Below are 13,972 nucleotides of genomic sequence, written 5' to 3'. Positions count from 1 at the left end.
AACGGCGAGCGCCCCCTCAGCGCTTACGCCGCGCTTTCGTCGTCGACGTCGTGCGCCGTCGGTTCATACCTCACGATCAGCAGGAACACGATCGGCGTGACCGCGCTGATCGCGACGACCCAGAACATGTCGGTGCCGAGGCGGGCTTGCAGGATCGGCAGCACGAACAGCGCGAGCGCCTGGCCGATGCCGCACAGCGACCGCCCGAAGCCGACACCGGTGCCGCGGATCGCGGCCGGATACGACAGCGTCGGATAGATCATCATCTGCGCGCCGGGGCCGAAGCCTTCGGCGAACAACCACGTACCGAGCATCAGCAACACGACACCGACCGCGATCGCCCCGTGCGGATGGCCTGCGAGCGCAAGCGCGACGAGCGCGACCGTTTGCAGCGCGAACCCCGCGATCGCGACATGACGCGACGCATACCGATATGCGAGACGCATGCCGAGCAAGCCGCCGGTGAACGCGAACAGCACGTTCAATGCGAGCGATGCCGCGATCGTCTCAAACACGCCCGCGCCGAGAAATTGCGACAGGATCGACGGCAGGAAGAACGCGATCGCCGTGTATTCGAACGGGATGCACAGGTTCATCACGCTGGCGACGATCGTGCGCCCGAGATACGGGCGCCGGAACAGCACGCGAATCCGCACCGGCGGCGGGCTCGGCTCGCGTCGCACGTCCTGCGCTTCGTGCGCGTGAATGCCGTACGACTGGCGCAGGATGCGCGCGGCGTTGGCCAGATCGCCCTGATTCGCGGCCCACAGCGGGGATTCGTTCATGAAGCGGTTGCGGAACAGGATGATGACGAGCGCCGGCACCGCACCGAAGATCAGCGACGCGCGCCACAGCCATCCCGCATGCTCGGCCGGCAGCAGGAAGTACAGGCCGAAGATCAGCAGGAAGCACACCGACGACGCGACGTACCACATCGGGCACCACGCGGCGAGCCGCGACGCCTTGTTGCCGCGGCCGTTGAACTTCGAGAATTCCGCGAGAAACGCCATCGCGACCGGCAGGTCGATGCCGACGCCGAGCCCCATCACGAAGCGGGCGGCGATCAGCACCCAGACGTTCGGCGCGAGCCCGGCCGCGATCGCCGCGACCACGAAGAACAGCATGTCGGCCATGAACACCTGGTAGCGGCCGATCCGGTCGGTCAGCCAGCCGCCGATCAGGCTGCCGAAGATCGTGCCGATCATGATCGCCGACCCGACGAGCCCGGTCAGCGCGGGCGTCAGCCCGAATTCGCGCGTCACGTCGTCGATGCCGTAGGACAGCGTCGTCAGGTCGTACGCGTCGAGAAACACGCCGCCGAGCGCCAGCAGCACGATCATCCGTGCATGGCTGACCGAACTGTCGACCGTGTTGATCAGGCGCGCGACGTCGCTGGCCGAGCGGATGGGGGAAGAAACCGGCGTAACGGGGCTCAGGTCGATCGAACTCATCGGATTCCTTAGTGTGTCGCCGGATGGCCGGCGAATGAGCGGCGAAGTTTGCAGGATGCCGGCCGCCGCGACAGGGGCATCGCGGCCCGGGCCGTCGAACGAATGCGTTCCGGCCGTCGTCGAATGCGTCGCTTGCCGGCACCGGAAATTCTGTTCTCCAGGCCCGGCAATCCCAAGCGATATAAACCGATAAATTAATCGGCGTGCGTCATAAAGTTGCGCGGGCCGTGCTATCTCCTTCCGGCCGCCCGGCGGCCGGCCTCGCCGCACCGCTGCTCGACCGGCGGATCGCCCGCAAGCTGTATGGCGATCGCACGGTCCTCGCCGACATCGCGTTGCAGGTCGCGCCACGCGAGATCGTCTGCGTGGTCGGCCCGAGCGGTTGCGGCAAGAGCACGCTGCTGCGGATCGTCGCCGGCCTCGACGCGAACTTCCGCGGCAGCGTGACGCTCGACGGCAGCGCGCTCGCCGGGCCGTCCGCGCGCGTCGGCGTGATCTTTCAGGAGCCGCGGCTGCTGCCGTGGCTGTCGATCGCCGACAACGTCGGCTTCGCGGCCGGTGCGCGGGGCGGACGCGACCCGAGCGTCGCGCGCTTGCTCGACGAAGTCGGTCTGGCCGGCGTCGCGCGGCAACTGCCGGCCACGTTGTCGGGCGGAATGGCGCAGCGCGCCGTGATCGCGCGCGGGCTGTTCGGCGAGCCGGACCTGCTGCTGCTCGACGAGCCGTTCAGCGCGGTCGACGCGATCACGCGGATGCGCCTGCAGACGCTGCTACTCGATGTCGTCCAGCGGCGCCGGATGGCCGCGACCGTCGTCACGCACGATCTCGACGAGGCGCTGTATCTCGGCGATCGCGTGCTGATGCTCGCGCCGAACCCGGACCGCGTCGACGACGAACTCCACGTCGACATCGCGCGGCCGCGCGATCGGCGCGATCCGTCGCTGGCCGCGCTGCGCGCGCGGCTGCTCGATGCGTTCCAGCGCTTTCACGATCGCGCGGCCGGCGACACGGCGGCCACGCCGGACTGACATCGCCGGCCCGCACCGCACACGACTTCATCGCGCGGACACCGACCGCACGAACGCGGCCAGATCGCGATTGAACCGCTCGGCTTCCTCGATGAACGGCGCGTGCCCCGACTCCGCATACACCTTGCTGGCGATGCGCGGATTCAGCTCGGCCGCGCGAGCCAGCGTCGTGGGCGTATCGACCAGTGCATCGCGCCCGCCGTAGATGAAGAGCAGCGGCACGCGCGCGTGGCCGAGCCCCGCCGCGGCGAATACCGACATCGTCGGGATGGCCTTTTGCATGTCCCACGACGCCATCGCGGCATTGGCGAGCAGCCGCTCGAACGTGGCGGCATCCGGCCGACGGTTGAAGCACAGACCGACGAACGTGCGCTCGCCGTCGAGATGCGTTTTCAGGTCCGGCGCATTCATGTCGCGGTACACGTCCGGGTGATCGACGATCTGGCCCGGCGCGAGCTCGACCACGCCGTCGACGTACACGGCCCCCGCGATCGCGCCGTCGCCGTATCTGGCGAGGTAGTTCGAGATCACCACGCCGCCGAGCGACCAGCCGACCACGACGGGCTTGCGCGCATGCGCGCCGTCGATCACCGCGGCGAGATCGTCGCCCCAGCGGGTTCCGTCGCGATACGGCCGCGCGCCGGACGGCTTGTCCGACAGCCCGTGGCCGCGCAGATCGTACGTGATGATCCGGAATCCGCGCAGCTCGGGGCTCGCGACCTGCGCGTCCCAGTTCAGGCGGCTGCCGAGCAGGCCGTGAATCAGGATGACCGGCACGCCGTCGGGGTCGCCGCTTTCCTGGACGGCCAGCTTCACGCCGTCCGTCGACGTCACGGTATAGCTGAGCGGCGCGGCCGCCGCGTCGTACGCCAACGCGAACGGCGTCGCCCACCAGACCACGGCCAGCAGCCAGCGGATCAGCACTCGGGTAGTCACGATTTTTCCTCCAGGCATGAACGGACGCACAGTCTCAACCCTCACACTGATGTGAGAGTCAAGCGAATCGTGCTAACCTGCCCCGCATGAAAAACCCGCCTCCGCAGCCGCTGCTGACCATCGGCAAACTCGCGCAGCTCACCGGCGCGAGCGTGCGCTCGATCCGGCACTACGACGAGCACGGCCTGCTCGCGTCGGTGCGCGCGGCCAACGGCTACCGCATGTTCCCCGACAACGCGGTGACGCAGGTCAGACAGATCCAGCGCATGATCGCGACCGGTTTCACCCTCGACGACATTCGCGGCTTTCCGGACTGCATGCTGCTGATCGAGGGCGCGCGTTCGTGCGATCAGATCTCCGAGGTTCAGCGCGAACGCCTCGAAGCGATCGACCGTCAGATCGCCGATCTGGAAAAGCGGCGTGCGCGGCTCATCAAGACCTTGCAGGATGGCGCGGTGCCGCCGCTCGATTGAGGCGCCGGCGTTCACCGGCACGAATCAGCCCCCGCGTCGCCCTTCGGGCACCCGCTTCACATCGGCATCGTTGGAGAATGCGCGACCGGCGACGGCGCGCCCACCACGCCCGCCGAGCCACCGAAAAAACGGGCATATTCAATTACCGCCGATTACAAACGCTTTTCATAAACGCATCCTTGACATGCCGAATCGCGTGGTATTTACTGCCATTGCAATCGATGCAATACGAAAAAACGCACGACGAGAAACAGGACTGAGAGTTGCATTTGCAGCGGCGCGCAGCAATACGCGTCGGCGAAATGCAAGACCGAGAAGTAAAACAGGCTTGATCCGACCGGGGGCCACATCCATGTCCGCTACCACCAAACCGCCGCCTGGCGGTTGATTCCCGCCATTCAGCCATCCGACCCCGCAGGCCTGCCGCCGGTTTTCCGATAGAACCGGGGGCGGTGCCGTGACGCGCGTCGCCCACCCGAATCGCATCGCGCATGCGTCGGGTTTCAATGCGAGACGGCATGTTCGCGGAATATCCATTTTAAAAATCCGGTGGATCCCGAATTTCACCGGCGATGCATTATCAATTCGGGATTTTCTTAAATCTGTCGCTTCGATATTTCATATATTGATGAAGGAATAAAAATGAGTACCACGACGATCGAAAATGCCGGTTACGGGGTCTACAACTCGACCATCGATGTCACGAGCCAGGTGGCGGCGGCCTACCAGAACGGCCAGCGCGTATTCACGGCCAGCAACCAATGGGGCGATCCGGCCCCGGGCGAGCGCAAGTACCTGTACATCTTCTGGACCCGCAACAGCGAATCGCAGTCGGGCGTGACCGGCGAGAACGATTCTCACGGCGTCACCCTGCCCTGAACCGCGTTCCGCGCGCGGGACGGGCCGCCGCGCCGCGGCAGTTGGCAATCGGCAGTCGCACGGCCCGTGCGCGTCATCCGGCGCGCAGCGTGTCTTCCCCACCTTACCGATCGACAGGAGTCTTTCATGCCGTCCGTCTACGTGCAGAACATCTCGATTCCCCTGAGCGACGCCAAGCCGTCCGATTCGGGCGTCATCACGGCCCAGGCCACCTACAGTTTCCCGACCAACGTGATTGCGGCCGGCGCGTCGGTGGCCAGCTACTCGGTCTCGTTCGGCAACACCGACCACCACCTGCGCACGGTAGGCGCGAGCGTGCAGGTGCAGACGCAGAACAATTCGCCGACGGTGACCATCACGGGCTCGCTCCAGTTGATCGACAACAGCAGCAACGAGCTCAATCCGAGCAGTTGCTCGCTGATCGCGTCGGTGATTGCCTGGGCGCAATAAGCGGCGTTCGCCGCCGCGTCGCCGCGATGGGCGGCGGCGTCTTTTCCATTGCCTGGTTTGCGGTCGTGCCTTTCGTGGTCCTCCGCCCGGCGTTCGGGCCGGGGACCATTTTCTCGAGGAGTCGCCATGTCCACCACCGCCAGCCAGCAGGCCGACATTCCCGCCCTGGGCGTGCTCCAGTTCGACGCCGGCAGCTTCGGTTCCGCCGTGAACCTGTTCCGCGGCAATCTCGCCTTCCCGCTCAAGCTGCTGACGCTGCCGGCGCGTGGCGGGCTGGCGTTCGACCTGACCCTGCTGTACCAGAGCAACGTCGCCGACCAGGTCTCGCAATGGAACCTCACGAACCCGAGCGGCGCGCTCGGCGTGGGCTGGAGCATGCCGCTCGAGCGCATCGTCGCGGAAACGCAGGGCACGGGCAGCCCGCTCGACGTGCAGTACTACCTGATGAGCCAGGGCCAGGCGATGCAGCTCGTGCCGATCCCGACAGCGTGGGGCCGCGGCACGCTGGCCGCCGACGCGTTCGACGACGCCGCGAGCGCGGCGCCGTTCGCGAGCGATCGCGTGCCGGCGGCACTCGCGTCCGCGCTGGAGCGATACGGCTGGCGCCCGTCGGGCGACGCGCGTGTGTCGCCCACCGGCCGCCCCGGCGAGTGGCGCCTCGACGATGCGCCGCTGCGCCGCTCGCATCTGCTGCGCCGGCAAGCGGACGGCACGATCGCCGTGACCACCGACGGCCAGTCCTATGAAACGGCGCCCTACCAGTTCTGGCAGATCACGCACTACCCGGCCTGGGACAGTTGGGAAGTCGTCCGCCCGGACGGCACGGTCGCCACCTACGGCGGCTCGGATGCGGCCGCCGCCGCGCGCAACCTGATCCAGTGGGGCATCCGCTGGGGCAACTGGGTCGGCCCGAGCCGCCGCGCGGAAAACCAGCAGCGCTATGCGGTGGCGTGGAATCTCGCGCAGTTGCGCAACACGCTCGGGCACTGGATCGAATTTTCGTACAGCACGATCGAGCAGGCGGTCGGCGACGGCACGTTGACCTACACGCGCGAATGCCAGATCGCGAGCATGGAAAACGATCTCGGCTGGTCGTGCCGGTTCGCGTGGCAGCCGATGACCTACGACACCCGCTCGCTCGACGCGCCGAAGGAATACCTGGCCGCGCACGGCGACCCGACCCAGGTGCCGGGCGACAAGCCGAACGCGTGGCAGGACCGTTACGAGACGCGCTATCTCGACCACGTCGACGTGATCGACGGCTCGGGCGCGCAGCAGACGCGCCTCGATTTCGACTGGTACGACCTGACCCTTCTCGCGCCGCGCGACGCCGCCAATCCGCTCGCCACCGGCGCCTGCTACAAACGCTATCTGAAGAGCGTGACGGACACGTTCAGCGGCGGCGCGGCCCGCCCCGGCATCGCGTTCGACTACAACTTCGATGCCGGCGGCGCGCCGAACCCGGGCGCGATGACGTCGATGACGCTGCCCACCGGCGGCGTGCTGCGCTACACGTACGCCGAGATCGACGTGGGCGCGGACGAGAACGTCGATCCGGGCTCGCGCAACCTCACCGTCGACAATCCGTTCGGCGCGAGCCGGCCGGGCGCGCCGCGCATCTGGTACGGCGCCGACTACGTGGTCGTCGCGTGGTACGAGGCCAGCGAGAACGCGCTGCTGGTGAACGTCTACACGTGGCTGGGCCGCTGGATTCCGGCCTGGACGGACTGGCAGCGCTTCGACGGCGCGCTCGATCTCGACCGGACGGTGGCCACGACCAGCGCCGACAGCTTCGTGCTCGTGCTGGCGAGCCTCGACGACACGCAATCGACGCTCTATCTCGCGTCGCGCCGGCCGGTCGCGAACGCGGACTGGCGTTTCGCGGGCGAGCCCGGCGCGCCCACGCCGTACCGCTACGCCAGCAGCCAGTTGCGAATCGCCAACGGCGCCGACTTCTTCGTCGTGATCGACAACGACGATCGCCGCGTCGACCGCTACGCGCTGAACTGGCAGACGCGCGGCTGGGACGTCGCCCCCGCGCTCGCGAGCGGCACGTGCTGCCCGTCCGGCAGCATCAATACGCAATCGTACGTGGCGGCGGCCACGAATCACTATCTGGTGTTCTGCTATGACGCGGACACGGCACGCGGCCGGTTCAGCCTGATGGTCCGCGATGCGGCGACGCTCGCGTGGCGGCTCGGCAGCACGCTGGACACCGACGCGATCACGATTCCGGCCGTCGGCGCCACGTCGTATTTCCAGCTGTCGATGGGCCAGGGCTTCGCGGCAGCCGCGTGGATCGACCGCTATGCGTCGTCGGGCGGCGTGGTGAAAGCCTTCGACTACCGCCTGGCGGTGCCCGCGTGGGACGACGACTACGGCAACCTCGCGTTGCGCCCGCTGCCCGACGTATTCGACGGCCCGGGCTTCACGAACCTGTCGCCCGCGTTCATGCAGACGCTCGGCCCCGTGATCACCGGCAACAGTCTGATCGGCTCGGGCCCGAACGTGCTGGTGTTCGACGGCGTGAGCTGGTCCTACCACTTCGCGGGCATCCAGTACCCGCCCGGCAGCGACGCGAACCGCCAGTTCTACTGGTACGCGTGGGACCCGCTCGGCGTGCTGAAGACGGAGAACACGACGTCGGCGCTCTACTCCGCGCTCGACAGTTTCGATCCCGATGCCGACACGCCCTGGGTCACCCAGCTGCTGCAGGACGAGGATCCGGCGCCCGCGGATCGCCAGACGCAGGGCTTCCCGACGCTGGCCGGCGAATTCCTGTCGCAGAACCGCGACCTCTACGGCCGTTCGGTCTGGCCCGCGTGGAACCCGATCGCCGGATTCCGGCTGGGCGAAATCACCGTCGATCGCTTCGACAGCACGACCGTCATCAACCAGGCGCCGGATTTCCTCGCGTTCATGACGCTCGACGCCGACGGCGCGCCGCTCGACACGCAGGTGCGCTTCTTCAGCAACGGCGGGCTGCTGCGGGACGCGCAGGGCGAGCCGGTGGTCGAGCGGTTCCCCGGGCAGCAGATGTTCCGCCTGCTCAACAGCACGCTGCAGTACGAGACGGCCATCTCGGGCAAGCTGCCGGCGATTCCGTCGGGCTTCGTGACCTTCCCGTCGGGCAACGAGATCGACGCATCGACCCACGTCACGCTGCACCGCTATGCGAATCACTCGCTGCATGCGCCGCTCGCGGCCTTCGTCGTGACCGCGCTGGCGATGGACAGCGGCTACGACACGATGCTGCGCTGCTATGCGTACGCGGACGTGTCGGCCAACACCGATCCGTCGGGCAGCATCGTGCAATTCTCGACGGTGTCCGAATACCAGGCGTGCGAGACGCCGCAGGCGCAGCGCTACGGCTGGACCACGAGCCATTTCTACAACGGCCTGCCCGCGCGCACGCTGCAGTTGCCGGACGATTGCCGCGTCCGCGCCGGCGCATGCGGTACGGCCGCGCCCGTCGACGACGCGTATTCGCTCGCCGCCGGCCTGCTGTTGTCGACCTCGGTGTACGACCGCGACGGCACGCTGCTGTCGTCCACCACCAGCGACTGGACCTACACCGACCAGGTCGCGAGCGACGCGAACGGCACCGCGCTGCGCAATCTCTACGACGCCGTGCCGCAGATCGCGACGTCGATCGAGAGCCTGCAGGGCGTCGAGCGCACCATGACCTATGCGTACAACGCGGCCTCGGGCTATCCGGCCACGGTGCAGACCGCCTACTACGACAGCCGGGGCGAGCTCAACGTCACGCAGCGCACGTCGCTGTTCGGTTTCGAGGTCTACCCGGCGATGTGGAGCGCGCACATTCTCGCGCCGGTGGCCAGTGCGTCGACGCGGGTGCAGGCGGACGGCGGCTGGCTGTTGCAGGCCGCGAAGGCGCAGACCTTCCGCAGTTGGGCCCGCGACGACGGCACCACCTATCTGGCGGAAGCCGACAGCTGGGTCGCGGTCGACGCGGATGCGCCGCCGTTCGCCGCGTGGAACGGCGGTCAGCCCGGCGCGGGCTGGCTGCTGGAAGAGCGTATCGACACCCGCGACGGCGAAGGCAACGTGCTGCTGTCGCACGACGTCACCGGCCGGCCGATGGCTTCGCTGTTCGACGACGCGGGGCGTTTTCGGATCGCGGGCTTCGTCAATTCGGCCAGCGGTAATGCGTACGACAGTTTCGAGGACTACCAGCGGCCGACCTGGAGCCTGCCGGCCGGCGCGGCCGTCTATCGCGACGACGCGGCCAGCGGCACCGCGTGCCTGCAGATCACCGCGTCGGCGACGCTCACCCGCGCCGTGACGTTGACCGACGGCCGCGCGCGGCAGTTGTTCGGCCTCTGGTTCAAGAGCCCGCCCGGCGCGACCGCGCGCGACTTCGCCGTGACGCTGACGCTCACCGCGCCGGGCGGCGCGCAGGTGAGCCGGCGCCTCGCGCCCACCGCCGGCCAGTGGCAACCGCAGCAATGGACCGTCGATCCGTCGTCGCTGGGCCTCGGCGCGAACGCCGCCGTCACGCTCGGCATTCAGGCGGAACTGCCGGCGGGCGGCGCGGCGTGGCTGCGGCTCGACGACGTGTTCTTCACGCCGCTCGACTGCCAGTTCCAGTCGATCGCCTACGACGGCGCACGGCTGCGCACGCTCGGCACCACCGCGCCGAACGGCGTGCGCTCGCGCACGCTTTACAACCCGTTCGCCGAGCCTTCCGTGACGGTCGGCCCCTGGGACAACCCGAGCCTGATCAGCATGACCTGGTTCGCCGCGCAGGACACGACGATCGGCCCGGCCGCCCCGTTTCCGCACGCCACGCCGAACGCGGCGATCAACGTCACCGGCCAGGGGACCGGCGTGTACGACGGCTTCTGCAACGGCGCGCTGGCGTTCTACACGGCCGCGTCGGGCAATGCGGCCGACTGGACCGCGGGCGGCGGCCTGCTCAGCTATCACGGCGAGGCCGGCGGGCCGCTCGGCGCGCGGCTCGAACGCACCGGCTTCGCGGCGACGAGCATCGCCGCGCGCGTGCTGGTCGATCGCGCCACGCTCGGCGACGCGGTGCTCGGCACCGGCACGTGGTTCGTCGGCTTCAGCCAGGCGCAGGGCTGGCGTCTGTGGCGGCTCGACGGCGCGAACGCGGTGCTGCTGCAATCCGACAGCGGCGCGCCGGCCGCACGGGAATGGCTGCTGGTGGCCGTGACGGGCCGCGTGCTGTTCTTCGCCGACGGGCGCAAGGTGTTCGAATATGCGAACGCCGCGGTCGCCGCCCCGTTCGGCCTGCAGCTCGGCATGACGGCGCCCGGCAGTTTCTCGGCGCTGGCCGTGGCCGAGGACGTCGCCCTGAGCGTCGAGTACCGGGACGGCCTCGCGCGCAGCCTGCAGACGCTCAAGCTCGAATCGGCCGATAGCGCCGTGCTCGACACCGGCGTGTACGACGAGCGCGGCAACAGCGCGATCCAGGCGCTCACGAGCCGCGTCACGGTGTCCGGCGCCCAGGCGCTGTTCGTCTACCAGGACGGCCTGGTGACCAACGGCGGCGCCGGCGGCAGCCTCTGGGAAGGCGCGCCGCTCGAGGGCGCGCTGGCCGCCTGGCACCCCGATGCCGGCGGCTATCCGTTCTCGCGCACCGCGTACGAAAACGCGCCGCTCGGCCGGCCGGTGGCGTTCGGCCAGCCCGGCTACGACTATGCGATCCGGCCCGGCAACACCCATTACGCGACGCGCGGCTATGGCGTCAATACCGATGCGGGGCGCTTCGCGTACCCGTTGCCGCTCGGCGAATACCACCTGACGGTGGACGTCGATCCCAACGGCGCGCTCACGCAAACCTGGTCGGACACGGCCGAGCACCTGATCGGCCGCGTGGTGCAGAACTCGGCCACCGACGACAGCCTCGACTGGCGCATGAGCCAGATCCACGACGCGCAGGGCCGCACCGTCGCGTCGGTGCCGCCCGCGTCGTACGCGGCGGGCGGCGCCGGCACGAAAACCGTGCCGGCCGGCAGCAGCACCGCCGAATACGACTTCGCCGGGCATCGGCTCAGCTCGACCGACCCCGACAGCGGCACCACGCAGATCGTCTACAGCAGCGCCGGGCTGATGCGCTTCCTCGCCGACGGCAATGCGTTGAACGGCGGCTACGTCGCCTATCGCAAATACGACACGCTGAGCCGCGTGATCGAGGAAGGCACCTTCGCCGTCGCGTGGGATCGCACGCAGCTTCAGCAGCATGCCGACGACCCCGACTGGCCGCCGTCGCCGCCCACCTGGAGCGTGCGCCGCCACTACGACGGCGACGGCTCGGATGCGACGCAGGACGACCATCTCGTCGGCCGGCTCTGGAAGGTCGAAGTCAACCAGGGCAACGCCGGGCTGGCCGCCTTGACCGAGACGGTCGCGTACGACCGGGCCGGGCGCGTGCTCGCGCGGCGCCGGCAATTCGCCGGGATGCCCGCGGGCGACTGCGTCATCGCGAATACGTGGTCGGCCGGCGGCAACCTGCTGTCGAGCACGGATTCGGCCACGGGGCTCGTCAGCCTGCGCCGTTACGATGCGCTCGGCCGCGTGCTCGAGGTCGCGGCCGACACCGGCGGCACGACGACCGTGCTGATCGCGCACGAGTACGAGCCGAACGGCAAGCCGGCGCTCACCCGGCTGCTGCCCGACGGCAACGGTTCGGCGATGTTGTCCCGGCGCTTCGCGTACACGCCGCCCGGCTGGCCCACCCTCAGCGATGCGGGGGCGGTGCTCAGGGAAACGCTCGGCTACGACACCGGCGCCTGTCAGGGCGGCGGCTACTACAATGGCGAAGTCGCGAGTCAGACCGTCACGGCGGACGTACCCGGCGGGTCGCTCGGGCCGGCCTGCACCACCATGGATTCGCTCGGCCAGTTGACCGCGTTCGGCGCCGGCGCAGACGCGCAACGCTGGGACATCGACCTGAACGGCAACTTCGAGCGGCACACGCGCGGCGCCGATTCGGCCGGCTACACGTATGCGGCCGGCACCAACCGACTGACCGGCTACACGGCCGCGCAAGACACCACCACGTTCGCGTACGACCATGCGGGCGGGATCGTCGGCGCGAGCGACGGCGCCGGTGCGGCGCGCTGGCAGATCGGCTATGACGCCGGCACCGGGCGCCCCGTCAGCTACGCCAATCCGGGCGTGTCGCTGTCGATCCTGCGCGACGCGGACGGCAATCGCGCGGCGCTGACCCGCACGAGCGGCGGCGCGACCACGCAGCGCTTCCAGATGTCGATGCCCGACGGCGAAGTCGTGATCGATACGGCAAACGGCGCGAGCGAGCCGACCCGCTTCATCGCGGCGCTCGACGTCCAGGTGGCGTGGCACGACGGGCGCTTCTACTTCGGGCTGCTCGACCATCTCGGCAGCGTGCGCGTGCTGCTCGACGCGAGCGGCGAGACCGTCGGCGCGTGGCAGTACGACGTATACGGCCAGCCCACCGTGCTCGTGGCCGCGCCGCTTGCGTGGCCGCGGCTGTTTACCGGCCACAACTACGACGCGGATTCCGGTTTCTACGACTGCAACGCGCGCTTCTACCACCCCGGATACGGCCGTTATCTCAGCGTCGATCCGATGCTGGAAACGCCGTCGCCGTACGTCTATGTCGGCAACAACCCGCTCGTCTTCACCGATCCGAGCGGCATGAACGTGTGGGGCATCATCGTCGGCGCGCTGGTCACGCTGGTGGTGGGCGTGGCCGGCGTGGTGCTGCTCGGCACCGGCATCGGCGCGGCGATCCTGGTGGGCGTGGTGGCCGGCGCGGTCGGGTCGATGGCCGGCGACCTCATGAGCATGGCCACCGGCGACCAGATCAGCTGGAAGCAGTTCGGCATCGACGCGCTGGCCGGCGCGGCGGCGGGCGCGGCCGGTGCGCTGGCCGGCGGCGGCGCCGGCGCCCTGACCGCGCGCGCGGCGCTCGGCTTGAGCGCGGGCAAGGTGGCCACCACGCTGTCGGTGTCGCTCGTCTCCGGCATCGCGGGCGGCGTGGCCGGCGGGGCGGCCGGGGCCGGCGTGACGGCAGGCATGACCGGGCAGCCGTTCTTCAGCCGCGCGACCGCGCTGAACATCGCGATCGGCGCGGTGGCGGGCGGCGGCGCCGGGCTGATGGCGGCGGGCGCGCACCTCACGTTCTTCACCGGCAAGGAATCGCTCGGCGTCAACCCGACGCCGCTGGAGAACGCCGGCGAAATCCCGAACTATCCGCCGCCGAACACGCCCGGCCTGCCGAGCGAGCCCGGCCAGAGCGGCCTGGTGGGGAAGGTGCGGATCCTGATGCCGAACGATCCGGTCACGACCAGCGTGAAACGCAGGTGGGATGCGTTCACCACCGATCTGCAGCGACAGCAGTTCGCGCAGAATCTCACCCGGATCGGCAACCTCGACGTCGACGTCGTGGCGACGCATGGCATCTCGCGCAGCGCGATGGTCGAGTGGACGGGCAACAACGGCGTGCAGATCAACCGGCCGATCTCCGCGTCCACGCTGGCGCGGTTCCTGCGCGCGCAGGGCTACGGCGCGGCCGATACGAACTTTCCCGCGGCGTCGGGCAGGCCGATCAAGCTCGTCACCTGCTTCGCGGGGATGGCAGGCCGCTTCGGTTTCGCGCAGGCGCTGGCCAACGAGCTGCGGGTCGACGTGTACGCGCACTGGTGGGTGGTCTATCCGACCAACAACTCGACGCCATGGATCCGCTTTCAGCCGCGCTGACGGCGCGACACGTCGCGACGAGCGA

Annotated in this window: 7 protein-coding genes; 5 read left to right on the top strand and 2 right to left on the bottom strand. The window is 69.1% G+C overall.

Annotated features, from left to right (window positions below):
• Positions 1-23: 23 nt before the first annotated feature.
• Entirely contained in the window at positions 24-1,451 is a 1,428-nt protein-coding gene (locus C5F75_RS20150; protein WP_060010494.1) for an MFS transporter, read from the bottom strand.
• Positions 1,452-1,678: 227 nt separating this feature from the next.
• On the opposite strand from C5F75_RS20150, the gene C5F75_RS20145 reads away from it, so the two are divergent.
• Positions 1,679-2,479 carry an ABC transporter ATP-binding protein gene (locus C5F75_RS20145; RefSeq protein ID WP_060010497.1) on the top strand — a complete coding sequence of 267 codons (801 nt, stop codon included), beginning with the start codon at positions 1,679-1,681 and terminating at the stop codon, positions 2,477-2,479.
• 27 nt (positions 2,480-2,506) lie between these two features.
• Here the strand turns inward: C5F75_RS20145 and C5F75_RS20140 are convergent, their stop codons facing one another.
• Positions 2,507-3,415 carry an alpha/beta fold hydrolase gene (locus tag C5F75_RS20140; protein WP_059577711.1) on the bottom strand — a complete coding sequence of 303 codons (909 nt, stop codon included), beginning with the start codon at positions 3,413-3,415 and terminating at the stop codon, positions 2,507-2,509.
• A gap of 86 nt (positions 3,416-3,501) precedes the next feature.
• Between C5F75_RS20140 and C5F75_RS20135 the strand changes: the two genes are divergently transcribed.
• The 4 genes from C5F75_RS20135 to C5F75_RS20120 all read left to right on the top strand — a co-directional run bounded on the left by C5F75_RS20135 (position 3,502) and on the right by C5F75_RS20120 (position 13,947).
• The gene (locus C5F75_RS20135) at positions 3,502-3,888 is read left to right on the top strand and encodes a MerR family transcriptional regulator (protein WP_059577708.1); all 387 of its coding nucleotides are present in this window, start codon (positions 3,502-3,504) and stop codon (positions 3,886-3,888) included.
• 642 nt (positions 3,889-4,530) lie between these two features.
• Positions 4,531-4,767, top strand: coding sequence for a DnaJ-like protein C-terminal domain-containing protein (locus C5F75_RS20130; RefSeq protein ID WP_059577706.1), 237 nt, complete (start codon positions 4,531-4,533; stop codon positions 4,765-4,767).
• Positions 4,768-4,893: 126 nt separating this feature from the next.
• A complete protein-coding gene (locus tag C5F75_RS20125; RefSeq protein ID WP_059577704.1) occupies positions 4,894-5,217 on the top strand; it encodes a hypothetical protein in 324 nt (107 codons plus the stop codon).
• A 126-nt stretch (positions 5,218-5,343) separates the two neighbouring features.
• A complete protein-coding gene (locus C5F75_RS20120) occupies positions 5,344-13,947 on the top strand; it encodes an RHS repeat domain-containing protein (RefSeq protein WP_059577702.1) in 8,604 nt (2,867 codons plus the stop codon).
• Positions 13,948-13,972 lie beyond the last annotated feature (25 nt).

The organism is Burkholderia anthinoferrum, from assembly GCF_002925705.1.
In the GTDB taxonomy this organism is placed as follows: domain Bacteria; phylum Pseudomonadota; class Gammaproteobacteria; order Burkholderiales; family Burkholderiaceae; genus Burkholderia; species Burkholderia semiarida.
Note: the sequence above shows the minus strand (reverse complement) of the source record. Positions and strands in the feature narration are given on the sequence as shown.

Excerpts from the sequence above, each read along its gene's own strand:
- C5F75_RS20150 (WP_060010494.1), bottom strand. The coding sequence starts at position 1,451 with ATGAGTTCGATCGACCTGAGCCCCGTTACGCCGGTTTCTTCCCCCATC.
- C5F75_RS20125 (WP_059577704.1), top strand. The coding sequence starts at position 4,894 with ATGCCGTCCGTCTACGTGCAGAACATCTCGATTCCCCTGAGCGACGCC.
- C5F75_RS20120 (WP_059577702.1), top strand. The coding sequence starts at position 5,344 with ATGTCCACCACCGCCAGCCAGCAGGCCGACATTCCCGCCCTGGGCGTG.
- C5F75_RS20135 (WP_059577708.1), top strand. The coding sequence starts at position 3,502 with ATGAAAAACCCGCCTCCGCAGCCGCTGCTGACCATCGGCAAACTCGCG.
- C5F75_RS20130 (WP_059577706.1), top strand. The coding sequence starts at position 4,531 with ATGAGTACCACGACGATCGAAAATGCCGGTTACGGGGTCTACAACTCG.